23 protein-coding genes and 3 tRNA genes are annotated in these 19,247 nt (G+C 58.0%); 18 read left to right on the top strand and 8 right to left on the bottom strand.

Going from position 1 to position 19,247, the window contains the following annotated elements:
* The first annotated feature begins 188 nt into the window (after window positions 1–188).
* Window positions 189–1,553 carry a cache domain-containing protein gene (locus BCF11_RS09875; RefSeq protein ID WP_098494592.1) on the top strand — a complete coding sequence of 455 codons (1,365 nt, stop codon included), beginning with the start codon at window positions 189–191 and terminating at the stop codon, window positions 1,551–1,553.
* A gap of 2 nt (window positions 1,554–1,555) precedes the next feature.
* A complete protein-coding gene (locus BCF11_RS09880; protein ID WP_098494593.1) occupies window positions 1,556–2,182 on the top strand; it encodes a response regulator transcription factor in 627 nt (208 codons plus the stop codon).
* A 46-nt stretch (window positions 2,183–2,228) separates the two neighbouring features.
* On the opposite strand, the gene BCF11_RS09885 is transcribed toward BCF11_RS09880, so the two are convergent.
* The gene (locus BCF11_RS09885; protein WP_098497416.1) at window positions 2,229–2,708 is read right to left on the bottom strand and encodes an SRPBCC family protein; all 480 of its coding nucleotides are present in this window, start codon (window positions 2,706–2,708) and stop codon (window positions 2,229–2,231) included.
* A 134-nt stretch (window positions 2,709–2,842) separates the two neighbouring features.
* On the opposite strand from BCF11_RS09885, the gene BCF11_RS09890 reads away from it, so the two are divergent.
* The 3 genes from BCF11_RS09890 to BCF11_RS09900 all read left to right on the top strand — a co-directional run bounded on the left by BCF11_RS09890 (window position 2,843) and on the right by BCF11_RS09900 (window position 6,294).
* Entirely contained in the window at window positions 2,843–4,906 is a 2,064-nt protein-coding gene (locus tag BCF11_RS09890; protein ID WP_098494594.1) for a UvrD-helicase domain-containing protein, read from the top strand.
* A gap of 39 nt (window positions 4,907–4,945) precedes the next feature.
* A complete protein-coding gene (locus BCF11_RS09895) occupies window positions 4,946–5,227 on the top strand; it encodes a DUF4404 family protein (RefSeq protein ID WP_233212432.1) in 282 nt (93 codons plus the stop codon).
* Between the two features lie 167 nt (window positions 5,228–5,394).
* Window positions 5,395–6,294: a recombination-associated protein RdgC gene (locus BCF11_RS09900; RefSeq protein WP_098494595.1), complete on the top strand. Its 900-nt coding sequence runs from the start codon at window positions 5,395–5,397 to the stop codon at window positions 6,292–6,294.
* Window positions 6,295–6,358: 64 nt separating this feature from the next.
* On the opposite strand, the gene BCF11_RS09905 is transcribed toward BCF11_RS09900, so the two are convergent.
* Entirely contained in the window at window positions 6,359–7,489 is a 1,131-nt protein-coding gene (locus BCF11_RS09905; RefSeq protein ID WP_098494596.1) for a GGDEF domain-containing protein, read from the bottom strand.
* A 330-nt stretch (window positions 7,490–7,819) separates the two neighbouring features.
* Between BCF11_RS09905 and BCF11_RS09910 the strand changes: the two genes are divergently transcribed.
* Window positions 7,820–8,332 (top strand): hypothetical protein, encoded by a 513-nt coding sequence (locus tag BCF11_RS09910; protein WP_143751291.1) that lies wholly within the window; start codon window positions 7,820–7,822, stop codon window positions 8,330–8,332.
* Window positions 8,333–8,845: 513 nt separating this feature from the next.
* On the opposite strand, the gene BCF11_RS09915 is transcribed toward BCF11_RS09910, so the two are convergent.
* Window positions 8,846–8,922, bottom strand: a tRNA-Asp gene (locus BCF11_RS09915).
* Window positions 8,923–8,956: 34 nt separating this feature from the next.
* Window positions 8,957–9,032, bottom strand: a tRNA-Val gene (locus BCF11_RS09920).
* Window positions 9,033–9,467: 435 nt separating this feature from the next.
* Here BCF11_RS09920 and BCF11_RS09925 point away from each other — a divergent pair.
* The 9 genes from BCF11_RS09925 (at window position 9,468) to BCF11_RS09965 (ending at window position 14,555) form a co-directional block, all read left to right on the top strand.
* Window positions 9,468–10,013, top strand: coding sequence for a peroxiredoxin (locus BCF11_RS09925; RefSeq protein WP_098494598.1), 546 nt, complete (start codon window positions 9,468–9,470; stop codon window positions 10,011–10,013).
* A gap of 157 nt (window positions 10,014–10,170) precedes the next feature.
* Window positions 10,171–10,680 (top strand): carboxymuconolactone decarboxylase family protein, encoded by a 510-nt coding sequence (locus tag BCF11_RS09930; protein ID WP_098494599.1) that lies wholly within the window; start codon window positions 10,171–10,173, stop codon window positions 10,678–10,680.
* Between the two features lie 133 nt (window positions 10,681–10,813).
* Window positions 10,814–11,284 (top strand): energy transducer TonB, encoded by a 471-nt coding sequence (locus BCF11_RS09935; protein WP_098494600.1) that lies wholly within the window; start codon window positions 10,814–10,816, stop codon window positions 11,282–11,284.
* Window positions 11,285–11,459: 175 nt separating this feature from the next.
* Window positions 11,460–11,870 (top strand): nucleoside diphosphate kinase regulator, encoded by a 411-nt coding sequence (rnk, locus tag BCF11_RS09940; protein ID WP_199110813.1) that lies wholly within the window; start codon window positions 11,460–11,462, stop codon window positions 11,868–11,870.
* Window positions 11,871–11,972: 102 nt separating this feature from the next.
* A complete protein-coding gene (locus BCF11_RS09945) occupies window positions 11,973–12,482 on the top strand; it encodes a hypothetical protein (protein ID WP_098494601.1) in 510 nt (169 codons plus the stop codon).
* Between the two features lie 212 nt (window positions 12,483–12,694).
* On the top strand, window positions 12,695–12,997 hold the full coding sequence (locus BCF11_RS09950) for a YqjD family protein (protein ID WP_098494602.1): 303 nt from the start codon (window positions 12,695–12,697) through the stop codon (window positions 12,995–12,997).
* Window positions 12,998–13,021: 24 nt separating this feature from the next.
* On the top strand, window positions 13,022–13,408 hold the full coding sequence (locus tag BCF11_RS09955; protein WP_098494603.1) for a phage holin family protein: 387 nt from the start codon (window positions 13,022–13,024) through the stop codon (window positions 13,406–13,408).
* Window positions 13,409–13,422: 14 nt separating this feature from the next.
* Window positions 13,423–13,806, top strand: coding sequence for a hypothetical protein (locus BCF11_RS09960; protein ID WP_098494604.1), 384 nt, complete (start codon window positions 13,423–13,425; stop codon window positions 13,804–13,806).
* A 59-nt stretch (window positions 13,807–13,865) separates the two neighbouring features.
* Window positions 13,866–14,555 (top strand): OmpA family protein, encoded by a 690-nt coding sequence (locus BCF11_RS09965; RefSeq protein WP_098494605.1) that lies wholly within the window; start codon window positions 13,866–13,868, stop codon window positions 14,553–14,555.
* 74 nt (window positions 14,556–14,629) lie between these two features.
* Here the strand turns inward: BCF11_RS09965 and BCF11_RS09970 are convergent, their stop codons facing one another.
* Complete coding sequence (locus BCF11_RS09970; protein WP_098494606.1) at window positions 14,630–15,226, bottom strand: cytochrome c5 family protein; 597 nt, start codon at window positions 15,224–15,226, stop codon at window positions 14,630–14,632.
* A 200-nt stretch (window positions 15,227–15,426) separates the two neighbouring features.
* Here BCF11_RS09970 and BCF11_RS09975 point away from each other — a divergent pair.
* Window positions 15,427–15,502: transfer RNA gene (locus BCF11_RS09975), tRNA-Arg, on the top strand.
* A 398-nt stretch (window positions 15,503–15,900) separates the two neighbouring features.
* Here BCF11_RS09975 and BCF11_RS09980 read toward each other — a convergent pair.
* Both BCF11_RS09980 and BCF11_RS27500 read right to left on the bottom strand, forming a co-directional pair.
* Window positions 15,901–16,782 (bottom strand): GyrI-like domain-containing protein, encoded by an 882-nt coding sequence (locus BCF11_RS09980; RefSeq protein WP_098494607.1) that lies wholly within the window; start codon window positions 16,780–16,782, stop codon window positions 15,901–15,903.
* 73 nt (window positions 16,783–16,855) lie between these two features.
* Window positions 16,856–17,236 (bottom strand): hypothetical protein, encoded by a 381-nt coding sequence (locus tag BCF11_RS27500; RefSeq protein WP_143751292.1) that lies wholly within the window; start codon window positions 17,234–17,236, stop codon window positions 16,856–16,858.
* 284 nt (window positions 17,237–17,520) lie between these two features.
* On the opposite strand from BCF11_RS27500, the gene BCF11_RS09985 reads away from it, so the two are divergent.
* Window positions 17,521–17,994, top strand: coding sequence for a helix-turn-helix domain-containing protein (locus tag BCF11_RS09985; protein WP_158229171.1), 474 nt, complete (start codon window positions 17,521–17,523; stop codon window positions 17,992–17,994).
* Between the two features lie 3 nt (window positions 17,995–17,997).
* On the top strand, window positions 17,998–18,576 hold the full coding sequence (locus tag BCF11_RS09990) for a putative toxin-antitoxin system toxin component, PIN family (RefSeq protein WP_098494609.1): 579 nt from the start codon (window positions 17,998–18,000) through the stop codon (window positions 18,574–18,576).
* A 117-nt stretch (window positions 18,577–18,693) separates the two neighbouring features.
* Here the strand turns inward: BCF11_RS09990 and BCF11_RS09995 are convergent, their stop codons facing one another.
* Window positions 18,694–19,176: a DUF4440 domain-containing protein gene (locus BCF11_RS09995; protein ID WP_098494610.1), complete on the bottom strand. Its 483-nt coding sequence runs from the start codon at window positions 19,174–19,176 to the stop codon at window positions 18,694–18,696.
* Between the last annotated feature and the right edge of the window lie 71 nt (window positions 19,177–19,247).

Consider the following 19,247-nt stretch of genomic DNA (forward strand, 5'->3'; position numbering starts at 1 on the left):
TATTGGATCGCGGCAAGCACTCGCCGAGCAACAGGGCCGCGGCCCAAGTATTTGGCATATGGGGCGTGAGAACAAGCGAGGTACTACGCAACATGCCTGCGTAGTACTACGTAGACAGAGTTGGCAGCGCTGCAATTCCAGCACAGGTTTTTGGTGGAAGCGGGCCCGATTCCGAGTAAAGTAGCGCCATGAAATTACGGCAAAAAATCATCTTCCTGGCCATCGTTCCGCTGATCCTGGCGCTCTGCGCGATCGCGCTGGCGGTGCGGCACCAGGCGATTGCGCTCGGCCAGCAGCAGCGCGCCACCATCCAGGCCGCCTACCTGGCCAGCAAGGAAGCCGAGCTCAAGCATTACGTGGAACTGGCCACTTGGTCGATCGCCCATCTGTACGATTCCGGCCGCAAGGACCAGGCCACGCGGGACGAGGCCATGGCCATCCTGTCCAAACTGTCTTATGGCGACGACGGTTATTTCTTTATCTACGACATGCAGGGCAAGAGCCTGATGCATCCGCGCCAGCCGGAACTGGTCGGGCGCGACCTGTGGGATATGAAAGACGCCGACGGCAATCTCACCATCCAGCACCTGATAGAACGCGCTCGCAGCGGCGGCGGCTTTGAACGCTACCAGTGGGAGAAGCCGTCCAGCCACCATGTGGCGACCAAGCTCGGCTACGTGGTGGCGCTGCCCAACTGGGGCTGGATGCTGGGCACCGGCATTTATATGGATGACGTCGACGCCGCGCTCAGCAAGATCGATACCCAGGTTTCCGGCAATATCCGCAACACCATGTGGTGGATCGCCGCCATCGCGACTTTGAGCGCACTGGTGGTGGGAGCCTCCGGACTGGTGCTGAATATCAGCGAGCACCGGGTCGCCGACGCCAAGCTGAAAGTGCTGGCGCAGCGTGTGGTGCGCTCGCAGGAAGAGGAGCGCGCGCGGCTCTCGCGCGACCTGCACGACGGCATCAGCCAGTGGCTGGTCTCGATCAAGCTGCAGATCGAGGCCGGCATCGCCAAGCTCGACCGCGGCCCGCAGCAGGCGGCCGCCGCGCGCAGCAATTTCGAGCGCACCGCCGGCCAGCTGAACGACGTGCTGGGCGAGGTGCGCCGCATTTCCCATGATTTGCGGCCGGCCATCCTGGATGACCTCGGCCTGGCGGCGGCGCTCGAACACCTGACCCAGGAATGGCTGGAACACGCCGGCATTCCGATTGCCTTCAAGCACAGCGGCAACAGCGACGGCTTGCCGGCGGTCGCCAATACGGTGCTGTTCCGCATCGCCCAGGAAGCCTTGACCAATATCGCGCGCCACTCGCAGGCGACACAGATCGAAGTGCTGCTGCTGGGTGACAGCCAGGCCGTTTCGCTCGCCATGCACGACAACGGCGTCGGTTTCGACGTCGGCAAGATCGACAGCAACCCGAAACGCGGCATCGGCCTGCGCAACATGGTCGAACGGCTGGAAGCGGTCGGCGGCCATCTGAACATCGAGTCATCGCCGGCAGGCACCCGCGTGCTGGCAACCATACCTCATGCCGCTTATATTTGAATATGTCTGAAAAAAATACCAGAATCATGCTGGTCGACGACCATCCGCTGGTGCGCGACGGCTTGCGTGCGCGCCTGGAAGCGGTGCCGGGCTTCGCCATCGTGGCCGAGGCGGGCAGCGCCGAAGAAGCCTTGCAGCGCGCCGAGGAACAGCCTATCGACCTGATCCTGATGGATATCAACCTGCGCGGCAGCAGCAACGGCATCGACCTGACGGCGCGTTTCCACGCCAGTTTCCCGGAGATCGCGGTGCTGATCCTGAGCATGCACGACAAGATGGAATACCTGATGCAGTCGGTGCAGGCCGGCGCGCGCGGCTATGTGCTCAAGGATGCACCGGGCAAGGATATCGTGCATGCGATAGAAACCGTGATTTCCGGCGGCATGTATTACAGCGCGGCGCTGGCTCAGAAGCTGGCGCGGCCGATGACGCCCGGCCAGCTGCTGACGGCGCGCGAACGGCAAGTGCTGCAGCACATCGCCAACGGCGCATCGAACAAGCAGATCGCCCGCGAACTGGACCTGAGCGTGCGCACGGTGGAAACCCACCGGCTCAATATCAAGCGCAAGCTGGAGATCGAAGGGCAGGCGGAACTGATCAAGTTCGCGGTGGAGAATAATTTCCGCTGACGGCTGGCATGGCCGGCATAGCCAGGCGGCAGGGCAGTGCCGATTGTTACCCTAGCTTGCCCTCGGCCGCCAGCTCGCGGATCACGCGGATGGTGTCGATGTCGGCTTCCTGGTAAGCGGAACGGCGGAACTCGTCGTAAAACTCTTGCTCGGCCTGTGCTGCCGGCTGCCGCTCGACGGCGTCGTCTTCATATTCAAAACGCACGAACAGCATTTCCTGTTCCGGCTCTTCAATCGTCATGATCAGGCTGGAGCCGGCGATATCTTGCTGTTTCGGCACCTGGTAGCGCACCTGCAGCAGCGGCAGGTAGCTGACCACGTCCTTGACGATCACTTTGCCGTAACGCAATTCGCGCGTGACCGACTGCACCGACTTGTCCGACAGCCGGCAGTCGTCCAGATGTTCAACAAATAACAGCGGCTGCTCGGCCCGCATCACCAGCCCGCGCCATAGCTGTTCGCGCGTCAGGGTGTCGATCAGCGGGTTGAGGGGATCGTTGATTTCGATCAGATGACTGAATTTCATGGCATGTCCGGCAAAATAGTTGATGATGGATTGTCCCATATTCGGCACAGAAACTCATGCAGCGTCTGCCGCGCCGCCTGCGCTGTTAAAATACAGCGCTTTGCTCCTTCCGGCCTGCCGCTGTATTGTCATCTATGTCGTCTACCCCCAATTTCGGTCTGAACGCTCCCCAGCGGGAAGCCGTCAAGTATCTGGACGGCCCCTGCCTGGTGCTGGCCGGGGCCGGTTCGGGCAAGACGCGCGTGATCACGCAGAAGATCCAGCACCTGATCGAGGATTGCGGCTACGACCCCAAGCATATTGCGGCGCTGACCTTTACCAACAAGGCAGCCACCGAAATGCAGGAGCGTATCGCCAAGCTGCTGAAGGATCCGAAACAGGCCAAGCACATCACGGTCAGCACCTTCCACTCGCTGGGGGTCAAGATCCTGCGCCAGGAAGCGCGCGGCGTGGGCCTCAAGGACCGCTTTTCGATCATGGACAGCGACGATTGCTTTGCTATCGTGCAAGACCTGGCGATCACCACCGACAAGCAGCTGGTGCGCCGCATCCAGACCGCCATCTCGCTGTGGAAGAACGGCCTGGTCGATCCCGAGCAAGCCATCAATCAGGCAGTCACCGAAGAAGAAGCACAATATGCGCGGATTTACCGCAGCTATGTGGCGACCCTGGCGGCCTATCAGGCGGTCGATTTCGACGACCTGATCCGCCTGCCGGTGGAGCTGTTCCGCAGCAATGAGGAAGTGCGCGACAAATGGCAGCGGCGGCTGCGCTATCTGCTGGTCGATGAATATCAGGATACCAACACCTGCCAGTACGAACTGGTCAAGCTGCTGGTGACCGGGCTCGGCAAGAAGCCGATGTTCACCGCGGTGGGCGACGACGACCAGGCGATCTACGCCTGGCGCGGCGCCACCATCGAAAACCTGAAAACCCTGCAGGTCGATTTTCCCGACCTGAAGGTGATCAAGCTGGAACAGAATTACCGTTCGTCCACGCGCATCCTGCAAGCCGCCAACGCGGTGATCGGCAACAACCCCAAGCTGTTCGACAAGAAACTGTGGTCGGAACACGGCCTGGGCGATCCGATCAAGGTGATGGGCATGGAGGACGACGAGAAAGAGGCGGAGCAGGTGGCGATCATGCTGTCGGCGCACCGTTTCGAGCGGCGCGCCAAGTTTTCCGACTACGCCATCCTGTACCGCGGCAACCACCAGGCGCGCACCTTTGAAAAAGCCCTGCGGCGCGAACGCATCCCGTACACGATGTCGGGCGGCCAGAGCTTTTTCGACCGCGCCGAAATCAAGGACATCATCAGCTATCTGCGCCTGATCGCCAACGAAGACGACGATCCGGCTTTCATCCGCGCCATCACCACGCCCAAGCGCGGCGTCGGCCAGGCCACGCTGGAAGTGCTGGGCACGGTGGCCGGCCAGTGGCAGTGTTCGCTGTTCGAGGCGGTCTTCAAGGGCGGCATCGAAGCCAAGCTGACCGACCGCCAGCTCTATCCGCTGCGCGAATTCTGCCATTTCATAAATCAGCTGGAAGCGCGTGCCAGCCGTGTCGGACCCGCCGGCAGCGGTGAAAACGCCGCCGCCGTGCTGGACGACATGATGAAAGAAATCAATTACGAGCATTATCTGTACGACAGTTTCGATGACCGCGCGGCCCAGGGCAAATGGCAGAACGTGCTGGATTTCACCAACTGGCTGAAAGAAAAGGGCACCGGCGGCAAGGATGGCGCCGGCGACGAGCGCAATCTGCTGGAACTGACGCAGATGGTGGCGCTGATGTCGATGCTGGAAGGCCGCGACGAGGAGCCGGATGCAGTGCGCATGTCGACCCTGCATGCGTCCAAGGGACTAGAATATCCACATGTGTTCCTGATCGGCGTCGAGGAAGGCATCCTGCCGCACAAGGGCGATCCCGATGCGCCGCCGGAAACCATCGCCGCCCGCATCGAAGAAGAGCGGCGCCTGATGTATGTCGGCATCACGCGCGCCCAGCGCAGCCTGCATGTCAGCTGGTGCAAGCGGCGCAAGCGCGCCGGCGAAGCGGTCGTCTGCGAGATCTCCCGCTTCGTCAAGGAAATGAAGCTGGACGAGGGCGACGCGCCGCCGACCGAGGCCGAACAGATCACCCCGCAGAACCGTCTGGCCAATTTGAAGGCTTTGTTGCAGAAGCCGAGAGCGGCATGAGATGATAAGCATCACAGCGTTTCCATTCTGGAGTAATACATGAGCATAGACAACATCAAGACATCGCTGGAAAAACTGCGCAGCGCGCTCGAGAGCAACGGCGCGGTCGACAGCGAATTGAAGACTTTGCTGCAAACCCTGGATACCGACATCCAGCAGCTGCTGAAATCCGCCGATACGACGCCGGCGCCGGCAACCGGCATCCGCTCCGAACTGGTGAAGCGCGCCCAGGGCATTTCGGCGCGACTGGCGGTGAAACATCCGCACCTGGAGCCGGTATTGCGCGAAATCGCCGATACGCTGACCAATATGGGTATCTGATATCCAGTCAATCCGACTTTGCAGGGCAAGGTCGGGGCCTTGCGCGGCCTTGCCGGCAACTGCAGCTTGAAACTTCCCGCTTAACCCATTAATCGATACGACACCGCGTCATTGCCGCTCATGGGGCGGCAGCCGTGTCTGCGATTGCTTTATTTTATTGGAACACCATGTGGTTTAAAAATCTTCAGATCTTCCGTATCCCCGCACCATGGGCCATTTCGGCCGAACAGCTGGAAGCCTTCCTGGCGCCGCAGGCTTTCGCCAAGTGCAGCAGCCTGGAATTGCAAAGCCAGGGCTGGCTGTCGCCGCGCGACAACGGCATGCTGGTGCATAGCGTGAACCGCCAGATGATGATCTTGCTGGGCACGGAAAAGAAACTGCTGCCGGCTACCGTGGTCAACCAGGTGACCAAGGCGCGTGCCGCCGAGATCGAAGAACAGCAAGGCTATGCGCCCGGCCGCAAGCAGCTGAAAGACCTCAAGGAACAGGTTACCGACGAATTGCTGCCGCGCGCTTTCAGCATCCAGCGCAATACCTGGGTCTGGATCGATCCGGTCAACGGCTGGCTGGTGATCGATGCGGCCAGCCCGGCCAAGGCCGAGGAAATCCTCAAGCTGCTGCTGGGTTCGGTCGACAAACTGCAGATTTCCGGCCTGCGCACGGCCCATTCGCCGCTGACTTCGATGACCAACTGGCTAGCCTCGGACGAAGCGCCGCACGGCTTTACCGTCGACCAGGACACCGAACTGCGCGCCGCTGGCGAAAGCAAGGCTACCGTGCGCTACGTGCGCCACACCATCGAAGCCGACGACGTCCGCCGCCATATTGCCTCCGGCAAGCAATGCACGCGGCTGGCGATGACCTGGGCCGACCATATCTCCTTCGTCCTGACCGAATCGCTGGCGATCAAGCGCATCGCGCCGCTCGACGTTCTGAAGGAAAGCAACGACACCAGCAGCAAGAACGACGATGAACGTTTCGATTCCGACATGATGCTGATGACCGGCGAGCTCAACAAGATGCTCAACGACCTGGTGTTTGCGCTGGGCGGCGAACCGGCAGTCTGAGGCTTGGCTTACAGCTAGCTGCCAATGGCGCTGCTTCAGGTTGGCTGAAACAGCGCGCCTATCCTTAAAACGCCCGGATGGTGGTGCCGCCGTCGGAAGACTCGAAGGTATCCGGGCTGATCATCACGCGGTTGCGGCCGGCGGCCTTGGCGCCGTAGAGGGCCATGTCGGCGCGCTGGAAGGCTTCGTCTATGCTTTCACCCGGGCGGAAGTCGGTAATTCCGATCGACGCCGTCAGGATAATATCCTTGCCGAACTTGCTCCAGTCGTACATTTCCGTCTCGGCGCAGATGCGGTCGAGCGCGGTCACGCCTTCCTGCACCGTGGTGCCGGTCAGCACCAGCACGAACTCGTCGCCGCCGTAGCGGGCGAAATGGTCGCTCAGGCGCATCTCGTTGCGCACGATCTCGACGAAGGTCTTGAGCACCATGTCGCCGGCGGCGTGGCCGAAATTGTCATTCACCGACTTGAAGCCATCCAGATCGAGGATGGCGATGCAGAACGGCGTGCCGCCGCGCTGGAAGCGTTTTTGCTCGACCGCCAGGATTTCCATCAGCGAACGGCGGTTTTCGATATTGGTCAGCTCGTCGCGAGTAGCCAGTTCCTGTACCCGTTTCATGGCTTTCACCAGTTGCTGGTTCTGTTCGGTGATCTTGCGCTGCATGCGGCTCATCATGTTGGCCAGGTAGATGCAGCGGCCCAGGGTCATGATGAAGGATAGGCAGACCAGTAGCTGGCTCAGGTTGTTGGCTACCGGGAACTGCAGGTGCGAGCCAGACACGCTGAACGCCAGCACCAGGGCGAGCGAGCCGATCAGCCAACTCACCGCATTCCAGAAGGTGCTCAGGCCGAGCGCGCCGAAAGCATAGATCACGAAGAAATTGATCAGGAACAGATAGCCTACCTGCGGCGCCAGGATCAAAAACCCGGTCTGCATCAGCAGCGCCGTCACCACTTGCGGGAAAGTCAGGCCAGGATCCTTGGAGCGGCGCCGGAAGCCGCTTCTGATCAGCAGATAGAAGACCAGGGTCACCAAAACCACCGCCACCCCGTAAAACAGCGCGATATCGGCCGGAATCACGCCGGCAAGGACAAATCCCGATAGCAGCAAGGCGTCCAGCAGCCCGCTCAGGGCGACCCGCCCGAGCATGCCTAACGCCATCGCATTCATTTCTTTTCGTCGTTGCGCTTTCATGTCCCCGAATTCCCTTTGAACGCCTTGGTTGTCACTGGTTTCTTCAGCCCGACTGGCAATAAGCAGCCACGCATGACAGACAGCAATTCATTTTTTTGGGAGAAATGGATGCAGGACATGGCACTAAAGGGGAACAATAATGCCATGTTTTGGCCATCGCACGAATGCGGGATTGAGTAATGTATCAAAATTGTTGCACAACAGATATTCTATAGCTTATCGGAAATTTAAGCCGCATCTGTCAATCCTGGCGAAGGTGTAGAAACAGATCGGCGCAAATGGGACCGTAACAGTGGAATGTCTTGAGTGTTAAAAAGGGGTCAGGGGAGTATGAGAGTCATTATTTTGTTATTAGTTGCTGTCGGGATAGGCGGTTGGTACTGGAATCGCCAAAATACTATCGATGAAGCTAGCGTCACGCGCTTTTACGACACCGCCACCGAGCATATCCTGAACGGCCGCGGCCAGGAACTGTGCGCCATGCTGACCAAGGATTTTACGCGCAGCGGGATCAACTCGACCAGCCAGGGGCGGATCCAGGAGAACGCCGACAAGCAGGAAACCTGCGACAAATACAGCAAGATGTTCGATTCCATGGCCCGCACCGGCGGCATGATGTCGACCAACTACCAGATCTACATCGAGCATATCGAGGTCAGCAAGGACAAGCGCAGCGCCGAAGTGAAGCTGGCGACCAACGTCAGCATGGCGATAGGACCGATCGGCAGGGTCGCCGAGACCCGGGACAAGAGCGTGGAGACGCTGGTGATACGCAATGGCAAGGTGATGCTGCAGAAATCCGAGGGGACGGCGATTACGCGGACTATTGGCGACCGGTTCTAGGATCTTGCTGAAAATCTCCCGGACATAAAAAAGACGACTACGAGGTCGTCTTTTTTATGCTCCAAGCAACCGCAAGCGGGAATATGAAACTGGACGTACAAATAAAAAACGCCCGCTTGCGCGGTAATGCTGTTCAGTTAGGGCAGAACGACATGGCGTAGGGTGGGCACTCCGTGCCCACGCAGTATCATGGATATTCGTGTCCCGGCTCCGCGCCCCGGTCCGTCCGCGTGGGCACGGAGTACCCACCCTACAAGTTCCGCAAATAAAAATGCCATTCAGTCTTAACTGAACGGCATTACCGCTTGCGCGGGCATTTGTATTCTTGGCGAAGTGGACGGGACTCGCCTACATGCTGCAGGCCGCTGCTGCGCCTGCGGGCGCAGCCCTTCGATTCCCGCCGGAAGCCGCGCAGGCGGCTTCCTCCACTCCGCAGAGCGATATTCCCGCAAGCGGGAATATGAAACTGGACTTGCAAATAAAAACGCCCGCTTGCGCGGGCATTTGTATTCTTGGCGGAGTGGACGGGACTCGAACCCGCGACCCCCGGCGTGACAGGCCGGTATTCTAACCAACTGAACTACCACTCCTAAACTGCTCTTCATTGCCGCCAGATAATCTGCTTGGTGGGTGCTGAGAGGCTCGAACTCCCGACCTACGCCTTGTAAGGGCGCCGCTCTACCAACTGAGCTAAGCACCCAAATTGCACACTTAGTCAGACTATCTTTCGGTGCGTATGTCACTACGCCTGAAGGGGGCAGATTGTACAACGGTTTTTTTAAAAAAACCAGCGCTTCGCTAAAAATTGTTTAAAAAGTTTTTAGCGCCCCCGCGTTTCCCTCTGTGAGCACTGCTGATTCCGCTCGCAAAACCGCAGCGCGACGGCCGCGTGCTGCGGCGCACTCTGCTATTCTTTCGAGTGAATTGGTTTTCTGGAACAATGGAACGCTGGATTCACGTCGACTGTTGTAACTGGCATGACGAGTTACGCAGCTTAACACCCTGACGCAGATCGTTACGCACGGCGCGGTTTCTTCCTGCACCGCAGCAACGGCCTATCGTCCCCATAGAAATATACAATTAATGCTATTAACAGATTGTATATAATTAAATATTACTATCGAAAGGAATCACGTTGAAAACAATCGGACAATCTCTCGCACCATTCAAGGTCGAAGGCGTAAAACCTGGCTTCAACCTGCCTGAAGAAAACAGCGTATCGGCATTTGAAACCATTACCGAAACTTCGTTTCCTGGCAAATGGAAAGTCCTGTACTTCTACCCAAAGGACTTCACATTCGTCTGCCCGACTGAAATCGTTGCCTATAACAAGCTGGCGCGCGACTTCGATGACCGCGATGCAATCTTGCTGGGCGGCTCGTCCGACAATGAATTCGTCAAGCTGGCATGGCGTCGTGAGCACTCTGACCTGAACAAGCTGGGTCACTGGCAGTTCGCCGACACTACCGGCAGCCTGATCGACCAGCTGGGCATCCGTCATGATGCCGGCGTTGCACTGCGCGCGACTTTCATCGTCGATCCACAAAACGTCATCCAGCACGTTACCGTCAACAACCTGGACGTCGGCCGCAACCCGGAAGAAACACTGCGCATCCTGGACGCCCTGCAAACCGGCGAACTGTGTGCCTGCAACCGCGCTCCTGGCGGCGAAACCCTGTAGTCCCTTCCGGATTCGGTCAGGCGCGGCGCGCCTGGTCCGCTTGATACAGCAAGCAATTCAGCAATGTAGCAAACGTCCGCAGCGGGGTCAGCCCAACCGGCCTGTCCCGCGCGCGGACGCGATTTGAATTCCGTATTTCAGTACTTAAGGAGAAACCATGGATATGCTTCAACTACGAGATGCCATCCCATCGTATGCCAAGGACGTCTGGATCACCCTGGACGGCGCTTTGAACAAGTCTGGCCTGGCGCCTGAAGTCGCGGCGGCCGCAGGCATTGCAGCAGCGATCTCGGCCGGCAGCCCGCAACTGGTTAAAGCGTTCCAGGGTTTGACCACGGAGGCAGAAGCCACCGCCGCCAAGACCGCCGCCGCCATCATGGGCATGACCAATATCTGGTACAGCTACCTGGACCTGGCCGAGGACGCGGAACTGAAAACCCAGCCGCCGCAAATCCGCATGCAAGCCTATGCCACCCACGGCGGCGTCGACAAGAAGCACTTCGAGATCTACACGCTGGCGGCATCGATCGTCGGCAAATGCCGCGGTTGCGTCAGCGGCCATATCGCCGAACTGAAAAAACTGGGCATCACGGCGGCCGAACTGCGCGACATCGGCAAACTGGCGGCAGCCGTCAACGCCACCAGCAAACTGATCAAGCTGAACTGATCCGGCATCCGTCATGTCGCTCAAAAAAAAGCCATCCGCAGCAGCCGATGGCTTTTTTATTTGGACCAGCGCTTGCTCTCGTCCTAAAATGGTTTACAGCTTGTCTTAATTTGTCCAGTTCGAGGAGAGCGCGATGAACGCCAGGATCAATCTAGGCTTGTATTGTGGCGCGGCGCTCCTGCTGGCAGCCTGCAATCTCATACCGGGGCAGGCGCCGCCGCCGGCGCCTGTCACCACCCCCGACGCCACCTCGACCGCCACCACGCTGGACGATTACAAGCGCGGACTGGCGCAAAGAATCGTCGCCGTCAACTCCACCGAGGTGTATGTCGGCCGGCCGCAGGCGCTGCTGCGTGCGGTGATCGTGGTGAAATATTATGTGAATGCCGACGGCCAGCTGCTGCGCGCTGAAATCCTGCGCAGCAACAAGGACCGCAAGGCCGAGGCCAGCGCCCTGGCGGCGGTGCGCCGCGCCGCGCCCTTCCCTAAACCGGACGGCAAATTCCTGCGCCGCGGCGAAGTCGAGATCGCGGAAAGCTGGCTGTTCAACGACGACGGCCGCTTCCAGCTGCGCTCGGTCGCCGAACAGCAGATGGACCAGTAACGCGCCGTACATGCTGGCGGTCGCGCCCTGGCGCCGGCGCGGCCGGCGAAACTTGCTTCGCGCGCACTTCTCGCCTACCATCGAGCTACCAGCCAGGACGCAAGGAAGCACTCGCGCGACTCTTCATCGCGCCGCGTCCGTACCTACTCCCCTTTTTCTACGAGACCGCACAGTAATGGATATCAAGCCGCCAATTACCATTTCCAGCTTTGACCTGGAACGCATTGAACAACTGCTGGCATCGGCCGCCTATCGCAACCTGCCAGGCATCGATGCTCTGGAACAGGAACTGCAACGCGCCACGGTGGTGGATCCGGAACAGATTCCGCCGGGCCTGATCACCATGAATTCCGCAGTGCGCTTCATCGACGATGTCGGCAAGGCCGAATACGACATGACGCTGGCCTATCCCAGCCCGTCCAATCCGCCCGATGCGGTATCGATCCTGGCGCCGGTCGGCAGCGCCCTGCTCGGCCTGTCGGTGGGGCAGTCGATTTCCTGGCAAGGTCCGGGCGGCCGCCCGCTGCAGCTGCGCATCCTGGACGTGACGTACCAGCCGGAAGCCAACGGCGAGTTTCACCTTTAACCCCATCCGCAATCATATGCAGCAGAGGCAACGCTGCTGCTGCAAGTTGTCAAGACGCCGAATCAGCGCGTCTGTTACGCAAAAAAGTAAAGATAGGCCATCATGTTAAGCGCAGATTATCAACGCCCTCCCAAACTCTATCGCTATTCGGAACGGCAATGGCTGGAACGCTCCCTGACGCTCGGCGAATTCCGCCTGCGTCCACCGGCGGAAAGCCTGCAGATCAGCAACCTCCACCGTCCACACAACTCAACCACCAAGGCCATGCCGCAACTGCTGACCTTGAGCTTGAGCAGCAGCGACGACGCCAGCCTGTTCAGCACCTTCGCGCCGTCCGACTGCTGCCTGGTGATCCACGACACCGAGCAGTTCGGCGAACTGGTGCATCGCGCCGCCCAGCGCCTGCTGCCCAACTGGGCCGGCATCGACGCCGCCATCAGCTACGGCCAGACTAGCCCGCTCGGGGCCACGTTCACCAAGCCCAAGCGCGACGCCGCCCAGCACGAATGGCTGTTTGCCTGGCGCCCGGCGCAGGCCACCATCGCGCTGCGGCCGATCGTGATCCAGATCGGCAGTATCGAAAAGATTGCGGAACTGCGCGACCGCAAATAAGCGGAATGCGTAACACTGACGCCGCACAGCGCCGGGCCGGCAAATTGCCTGCTACCGGTGAGATCCGGTGCACATTTGCAGGCAAAAACGCCATGTTGGCAGATTGGCACAGTAGCCTGTATCATCGGCGATATTGCCTAAGCTGGCTCGGCCACAGCCGCCATGGCTTGTATTGACTATACTGAAAAAATCACGAATCGAGGAGCCTCACAATGCACAGATCCAGTTTGAAAACCACCCGCAGCGACGTTCGTAGCCTGGTCAAGGACGCGCAAGAGCTGTTTCGCGAAGCCGCCGCGACTACCGGCGAAAAAGCCGAGGATCTGCGCCAAAAAGGTTTGGAACTACTTGACGTTGCTGTATCTAAAGCACAAGACGTGCAGGCAGCAGCGATCGAAGCCGGCAAGGATATCGCCGCCACCACCGATGACTATGTCCAGGAAAACCCATGGCGCGCAATCGCCATTTCCGCCGGCATCGGCTTGCTGGTCGGACTGGCAATTTCCCGCAAGTAAACGCAGCATAACCGTCAGGCACGCATGAACCCACAACAAGCCAAGCACAGCAGTCCGGGCCTGGTGTCCGGCCTGGTCAGCACCGCCAAGAACATATTTGCGCTGGTGATCAGCCGTATCGAGCTGGCCGCCCTGGAGTTTTCCGAGATCGGCGCCCATCTGTTGAAGCTGTTGCTGGTGTGCGCCCTCAGCATCGTCGCGCTGTGGTTTGCGCTGGCGTTCTGGAGCGCGCTGGTGGTAGTGCTGGCGTGGGAATCGATGGGCTGGAAGATACTGGTGATCCTGGGCGCCTTCTTCACCCTGCTGGCGCTCGGCTCGGCCTTGTATGTGCGCAGCGTATTGCGCCAGGGCCGGCTCGGCCTGCCGGTCACCATGGCTGAGCTGCGCAAAGATCGCGACGCCATACTTTGAGCGGGGAACCATATATGAGCCGACACGCAGGACTGGACAACCATCTGTCGCCAGCCGAGCGCAAGCAGAAACTGCTGGCGGAAGGCGCGAAGTTTCGTGCTGAAATGCTGCATTCGCGCGATATCGTGCGCGCCAACCTGAACACCAAATCGCTGGCCACCGTGTTGCTGGGCCGCGCCAGCGGCATCGCTTCGTCACTGTTCAGCACTTCCCGCGGCCTCAAGGGCAGCAACCTGCCGGCCATGCTGCCGCTGCTGGTGACCGGTGTATCCTGGCTTTCCAAGCGCTGCACGCGCAAACCCCTTTTAATCGGTGCTGCTGTGATCGCGGCGATCGGCGGCGCCGTTTTTGTCAGCAGTAGGAATAGTAAAGAAACAACGGATGACGAATTGCCGTAATCCCCAGCCGGGGCTGCGGTTTTTTGCTGAAGCTGTCTCAACCTTCGAGAGGAAAGACCATGAATAAATTCAAGATAGGCGCCCTGGTTCTGGCAGTGACCATGGCCACTGCAGGTTGTGCCGACATGTCGGAAACGCAAAAAGGCACCGCTTATGGTGCCGGCGCAGGCGCCGTTCTGGGCGGCCTGGTAGGCGGAATTGCCGGCCCTGGCGGCGCCAAGCGGACAGCTGCCGGTGCGGCGATCGGCGCTGCGATCGGCGCGGTTGGCGGCAATATCTGGGGCAAGCACCAGCAAGATCAGAAACTGGCGATGGAAAGAGCGACTGCCGGTACTAATGTCCAGGTCACCCAGACTGCCGATAACCGTCTGAAGGTCAACGTTCCGGCCGATACCGGCTTTGCTACCGGACGCGCCGATCTCAACCCAGCCCTGCGCCCGATCCTGGATCAGCTGGCGACAACGCTGGTGCAGAATCCGGCATCCCTGGTGGAAGTCTACGGCCATACGGATAACACCGGTACGGACGCCATCAACGGCCCGCTGTCACGCCAGCGTGCGCAGAATGTCAGTAGTTACCTGAGCAGCCGCGGCGTCGCGCCGAACCGCATCACCACGGATGGCCTCGGCTCCAGCCAGCCTCTGGTCGCCAACGATACGGTCGCCAACCGCGCGGTCAACCGCCGTGCTGAAATCTTTGTCCGCGAACCGGCTCCTGCTCAGGGCCAGCCGCAGGCACAAGCTTATTGATCCAAGCCAAGGTCTTGGGCAAAAAAAAACCAGTCAAAGTATCGACTGGTTTTTTTTACGACCGGCACGCTGAATTACTTTGCGGCCGGCTCCGAAGCAGCGCTGGCTGCAGCAGTAGCGACGGCGCTCGCCGAGGCAGCGGCGGCTGGTGCAGCTGGCGCCGGGACTTCGGGTTCCTTGAACTTGCCGCCGGACTGGTTGGCCATGTAGACCACCGCGCGCGCGACTTCGATATCGTCGAGATCCGGATTGCCGCCCTTGGCCGGCATCGCCCGCAAACCGTGCAGCGCGTAGCCGACTACCTTGTCATAGCCTTCAGCCAGACGGGGACCCCAGGCGCCGGCATCGCCGACCTTGGGAGCGCCGGCAACGCCAGCCGCATGGCAGGCGGCGCAGGTCGACTTGAAGACTTCTTCGCCGGACAGCAGCTGCTTGGGCGCGTTGACGTCCTTGAAGGTGAAACCGGCATCGGCGACCGGCTGGATACGGGCCGCAATCGCTTCCTGCGTCTGTCCTTCCGAACCGGCGCCTACTTTCTTGCCAGCGGTGACGTATTGCACCAGCAGCACAATACAGATGATAGGTACTAGAAAACCGGCTGCAACAGCAATGATCAGTTGCTTAGGCGTCTTGATCGCGGATTGATGTTCTTCGTTTTGTGCGTCGCTCATAATTCCCTCAGTGCAATTTTCAAAGCCATAGCCGGATACGCGCCAAAAAACCGTCCAAACTGCCTGAACAGTCCACGATCCCTCGCCAAACCCTTGATTATAGTCGCAATAAATACTATTTGGAACGAACAACAGTTGCTTTAAATGGACGCGCGCGCAGAAAAACGGTATCCTTCATGCCTCTTCACAGTTCCTCTCATGCGGCTGTAGCTCAGTGGATAGAGTATTGGCCTCCGAAGCCAAGGGTCGCTGGTTCGATTCCAGCCAGCCGCACCAGTTTTCTCCTTATAAATCAATATGTTGTGCATTGCGATGTTTAACAGTGATGTGCAATATTTTGCATTTTTTGGCACAGTTCATGCGCCAAAATTGTGCCACGGCCTTGTGGCATATTTGAATCAAAAATCCTTCTATCGCACTACGGTGCCGCGACGTGCGACATATCGTTCCATACGTTTTTTTGAAATACATCGACTGATTTTTGGCACAGTTATAGGGAACGTTTGACGAAAGGGAAATTAAAGTACGCTAAGCCGGTTGCAGCCTAAGCGCCGGTGAACGCCGCCTTGACTAACGCGTCGAACTAGGCCGGGAACCCATAAAGTCCGAGACTGATTGGGCGGCTGCCTGTCCGATTCCTACAATCGGAAGGGGCAGGTCGCCGTCAGAAGGCGCTATTTCAGAGGCAAGTACAGTTCCGCGACCGTCTCATGCTCCGGGACCTCCGGGAAGAAGCTCAGCCGCTGGCAATAGATCGGGAAGTCGCGTACCTCCTCTCCGCTGGCCGGAAGCCAGTCGCGATAAAGGTAGAGCGCGGCGGGCTCCAGATTGTCGGTGTTGCCAACCACGCGCAGCACCGCGCAGCGTCCGCCAGGGATCTCGCCGGCTTTGATCTGCTCGCCGTTCGCTTCGATCGCTTGGTCGGTCCCGACACAAAGGTCCACGCCATAATCGGCAGGCGACGCAGGACGCCGTTCGGAACGCCAGACGTTGAAAGTCGGACTTGTTTTGGGGTGCAGGCCAGCGGCCTTGCGCCACGCGATGAACCGCTGGATGGTGGCACCGAGCGTCACCGGGTCGCCCCGATGCTCTATGATCGCCACCGATGTAGAGGAAACATTGCGAATCGTCACGTCACTAATGGTAAAAGTCTTCTGCATGAGCTTGCTCCTAGCGTTGTCGAGAGGCCGGATGGCCGCAAGCCACGGCTCCCAGTCGGGAGACTTCCGGAATGAGGAAGGCGATTGCCCAAACCGTTGCCGAAAGGCGCGGGAGAAGGCGTCCGGTGCATCGTAGCCGGCTTCCATCGCTATATCCGTGACGCTTTGGGCATCCCTGTAGGCAAGCAAGTATGAAGCGCGCTTCATGCGGGCGAGCTGGATATAGCGATGCACGGACAACCCGAAGGTTGCCGCGAACTGACGATGGAAATGATATTTCGAGTAGCATGCGACGCTACTCAGCGCGTCCAGGTCCAGATCATCATCCAGATGCCGGTCAATGTAATCCAGCACCAGCTGCATCCGGGTATGGTAGTTTTGAAGCGCCGCCTTCATCGTTCTGTCCTCCGTGGTAGCACCATTTTAAGCGCCCGCAGACATGACTCACTCGACCGATCTTGCGGTTTTGTCACGGATCGCAGAACGTTACCAAGGACCGTTTACGGGTACGGTCATGTCGTTTGGGGGCCGGTAGGGCGAGGATGGCTTCGATCTGCTTGGGGTTCTGTCGCATCGCCGCACTTGTTCGCGTTCCCTGGCTTGGCCTCGTGCTTACCCATTGGAGAATTTCCGAAAACAGCGGCATTAGCAAATGTAGGCAGTCTGGAAGCGGCCAAAAGAAGACATTGCTTGGATAGAAAAAGCGATGGACTCGACTGATGCCGAGCTTGCTGAACGGACGTATGTAATAGTGGTCAATGATGCGATTCAAAGACGTAAGCCTGGGATCTACTTTCTTCACATAACGCGCCAGTTTTTCCATGTCTTCTGGAGTTTTGATTCGAAGCATGATGTCCTTTGAGCAACGTGATAATGTTGCAATTGTGCTGGATATAAACACAGTTACGATTTAATTTCACCCAAAAATAGACTGATAAGTTTTGCCCTAAAAAGCCGTACAAAACCCCGCAATCAATTCCGTTGCGAATATTTCGTTTGTTTCGTATAATTTGTTTAAATGCTTTTGACTCACCCATTTGTTGTGGTAGAAATTTGAGAATCAAATTTCTACCACAACAAATGACACTTACAACGCTACAAAGTTGTAAGCATTGGAGCCATGGAGAAAATGACATGCCAAACAACCTTGATCTAGATATGGTCTTGGACAATAAAGAAGATGTGGAGCTTGCAAAAGCCGCACAGCGCTGCATCGTTAGCGCACTGGATCATTCTAAGGCGATTAATATCGCGATAGTTGAAGATGGCGTTGAGCGGCATGATGGATCGCCTCTGCTGCGCTTGCCTCCTAAGGTTTTGCGACTTATTGCCGACCTGCTTGGCTCATTAGCCCAAGGTAAGGCTGTCGCCATAATGCCGAAGGAGCTTGACGTTACGACGCAAGAAGCTGCCATGTTTCTGAACGTCTCCCGCCCTTTTCTCGTACGACTATTGGAAGACGGCAAGATTCGATATCACAAGGTCGGGACACATAGAAGAATACGCTTTGAGGATGTGGTCGAGTACAAGGAAAACAGGCGGAAAATCTCACAAGATGCTCTGCAGCAGCTAACTGACCAAGCTCAAGAGCTGGATATGGGCTATTGATTAATGGCGGGATCTTATAGCTATACCGTCATTCTCGACGCCTGTGTCTTGTATCCAGCGCCGTTGCGAGACTTACTGTTGAGCCTTGCTGAGGCCGATGTATTTCGCGGGCGCTGGACATCTACCATTCACGACGAATGGACCAGAAATGTATTGGCTAATCGTACTGATCTAAAACCTGACACCCTGAATCGTACTGTCGAGTTAATGAATCAGGCAGTCGATGACTGTCTGGTCGAGAATTACGAATATCTTATCGACTCCCTGTCGCTGCCAGACAAAGATGATCGGCATGTTCTTGCCGCAGCTATTGTTGGGCATGCCGATGCGATAGTTACTTTCAATCTCAAAGATTTTCCTAGCGAGATTGCAAACGCACACGGACTAGAAATATTGCATCCAGATGATTTTCTAGTTGCACAATATGGTTTAGCTCCGGTAAAAATGCTCAAGATCGTCAAAACACTCCGCGAACGCCTCAAGAATCCACAACGAACCGCACAAGAGCTAATTGCTACCTACCTCTCCCAGGGCTTGCCACAAACTTGTAAATTGCTGGAAGAGGCAGTTGGGTTAATCTGACCAGTAAAATTACTCAAGTCTCTTAGGATCTGGCAGATTTTCTAATACCTGCGAGTCATTGAGAGTGGAACGGTTCTTGGGACCTCAGATTTGGTTTTATCAGGCCGGAACCGCTACTCAAGTCTTTTCCGGCATAGCAGATGAATGGTGGCTGGTAATGAGCCATTGGGCGCCGTCCCATCGGTAGGTATAGGTGTAGCGGGCCTGGACCACTGCCCCGGTTTTGCCGAAGGTAAACGTGTACAAACCGGCGTCGACGACGGAATTGCAGCCTAGCTCAATGAAGCGAAAATCAATTTTCCCGGATGGACGGTTCTCAAGGAAGTGCTGGAAATAATCCTCCTTCTCGGCCGGCGTCAGCCGCGGCTTGTTTGAAACCGTCGGCAAGAGGATGGAGCGCACGGCGTAATTCGCCACCACCTTGCGGGGATCGCCTGTCTGCAGCGATTGGTTCCAGCGATCAAAGAGTCCGGCAACTTCTTGCTCCGATATCGCTCTGCAGCTCTCGGTCCTGAACGCCATCGGATTCTCCGATGCGGTTTGATGCGTTGCACAACCAGCTAGCGCAAGAGTCAATACGAAAACACCGGTGATCTTCATTGGCAACTCCTTGACGTGTGGTGGAATCCTGCCCAATGCCGTGCATTGGGTTGCGAGAACCCAATTTATCA

The sequence above is a fragment of the Collimonas sp. PA-H2 genome (genome assembly GCF_002564105.1).
In the GTDB taxonomy this organism is placed as follows: Bacteria; Pseudomonadota; Gammaproteobacteria; order Burkholderiales; family Burkholderiaceae_D; genus Collimonas.

What these genes read in the sequence shown, in the direction of transcription:
- BCF11_RS09945 (WP_098494601.1), top strand. Translation starts at nt 11,973, where the DNA reads ATGTTAAGCGCAGATTATCAACGCCCTCCCAAACTCTATCGCTATTCG.
- BCF11_RS09960 (WP_098494604.1), top strand. Translation starts at nt 13,423, where the DNA reads ATGAGCCGACACGCAGGACTGGACAACCATCTGTCGCCAGCCGAGCGC.
- BCF11_RS09950 (WP_098494602.1), top strand. Translation starts at nt 12,695, where the DNA reads ATGCACAGATCCAGTTTGAAAACCACCCGCAGCGACGTTCGTAGCCTG.
- BCF11_RS09965 (WP_098494605.1), top strand. Translation starts at nt 13,866, where the DNA reads ATGAATAAATTCAAGATAGGCGCCCTGGTTCTGGCAGTGACCATGGCC.
- BCF11_RS09900 (WP_098494595.1), top strand. Translation starts at nt 5,395, where the DNA reads ATGTGGTTTAAAAATCTTCAGATCTTCCGTATCCCCGCACCATGGGCC.
- BCF11_RS09875 (WP_098494592.1), top strand. Translation starts at nt 189, where the DNA reads ATGAAATTACGGCAAAAAATCATCTTCCTGGCCATCGTTCCGCTGATC.
- BCF11_RS09970 (WP_098494606.1), bottom strand. Translation starts at nt 15,226, where the DNA reads ATGAGCGACGCACAAAACGAAGAACATCAATCCGCGATCAAGACGCCT.
- BCF11_RS09935 (WP_098494600.1), top strand. Translation starts at nt 10,814, where the DNA reads ATGAACGCCAGGATCAATCTAGGCTTGTATTGTGGCGCGGCGCTCCTG.
- BCF11_RS09980 (WP_098494607.1), bottom strand. Translation starts at nt 16,782, where the DNA reads ATGAAGGCGGCGCTTCAAAACTACCATACCCGGATGCAGCTGGTGCTG.
- rnk (WP_199110813.1), top strand. Translation starts at nt 11,460, where the DNA reads ATGGATATCAAGCCGCCAATTACCATTTCCAGCTTTGACCTGGAACGC.
- BCF11_RS09990 (WP_098494609.1), top strand. Translation starts at nt 17,998, where the DNA reads ATGGCGGGATCTTATAGCTATACCGTCATTCTCGACGCCTGTGTCTTG.
- BCF11_RS27500 (WP_143751292.1), bottom strand. Translation starts at nt 17,236, where the DNA reads ATGCTTCGAATCAAAACTCCAGAAGACATGGAAAAACTGGCGCGTTAT.
- BCF11_RS09880 (WP_098494593.1), top strand. Translation starts at nt 1,556, where the DNA reads ATGTCTGAAAAAAATACCAGAATCATGCTGGTCGACGACCATCCGCTG.
- BCF11_RS09985 (WP_158229171.1), top strand. Translation starts at nt 17,521, where the DNA reads ATGCCAAACAACCTTGATCTAGATATGGTCTTGGACAATAAAGAAGAT.
- BCF11_RS09910 (WP_143751291.1), top strand. Translation starts at nt 7,820, where the DNA reads ATGAGAGTCATTATTTTGTTATTAGTTGCTGTCGGGATAGGCGGTTGG.
- BCF11_RS09890 (WP_098494594.1), top strand. Translation starts at nt 2,843, where the DNA reads ATGTCGTCTACCCCCAATTTCGGTCTGAACGCTCCCCAGCGGGAAGCC.
- BCF11_RS09930 (WP_098494599.1), top strand. Translation starts at nt 10,171, where the DNA reads ATGGATATGCTTCAACTACGAGATGCCATCCCATCGTATGCCAAGGAC.
- BCF11_RS09905 (WP_098494596.1), bottom strand. Translation starts at nt 7,489, where the DNA reads ATGAAAGCGCAACGACGAAAAGAAATGAATGCGATGGCGTTAGGCATG.
- BCF11_RS09885 (WP_098497416.1), bottom strand. Translation starts at nt 2,708, where the DNA reads ATGAAATTCAGTCATCTGATCGAAATCAACGATCCCCTCAACCCGCTG.
- BCF11_RS09895 (WP_233212432.1), top strand. Translation starts at nt 4,946, where the DNA reads ATGAGCATAGACAACATCAAGACATCGCTGGAAAAACTGCGCAGCGCG.
- BCF11_RS09955 (WP_098494603.1), top strand. Translation starts at nt 13,022, where the DNA reads ATGAACCCACAACAAGCCAAGCACAGCAGTCCGGGCCTGGTGTCCGGC.
- BCF11_RS09995 (WP_098494610.1), bottom strand. Translation starts at nt 19,176, where the DNA reads ATGAAGATCACCGGTGTTTTCGTATTGACTCTTGCGCTAGCTGGTTGT.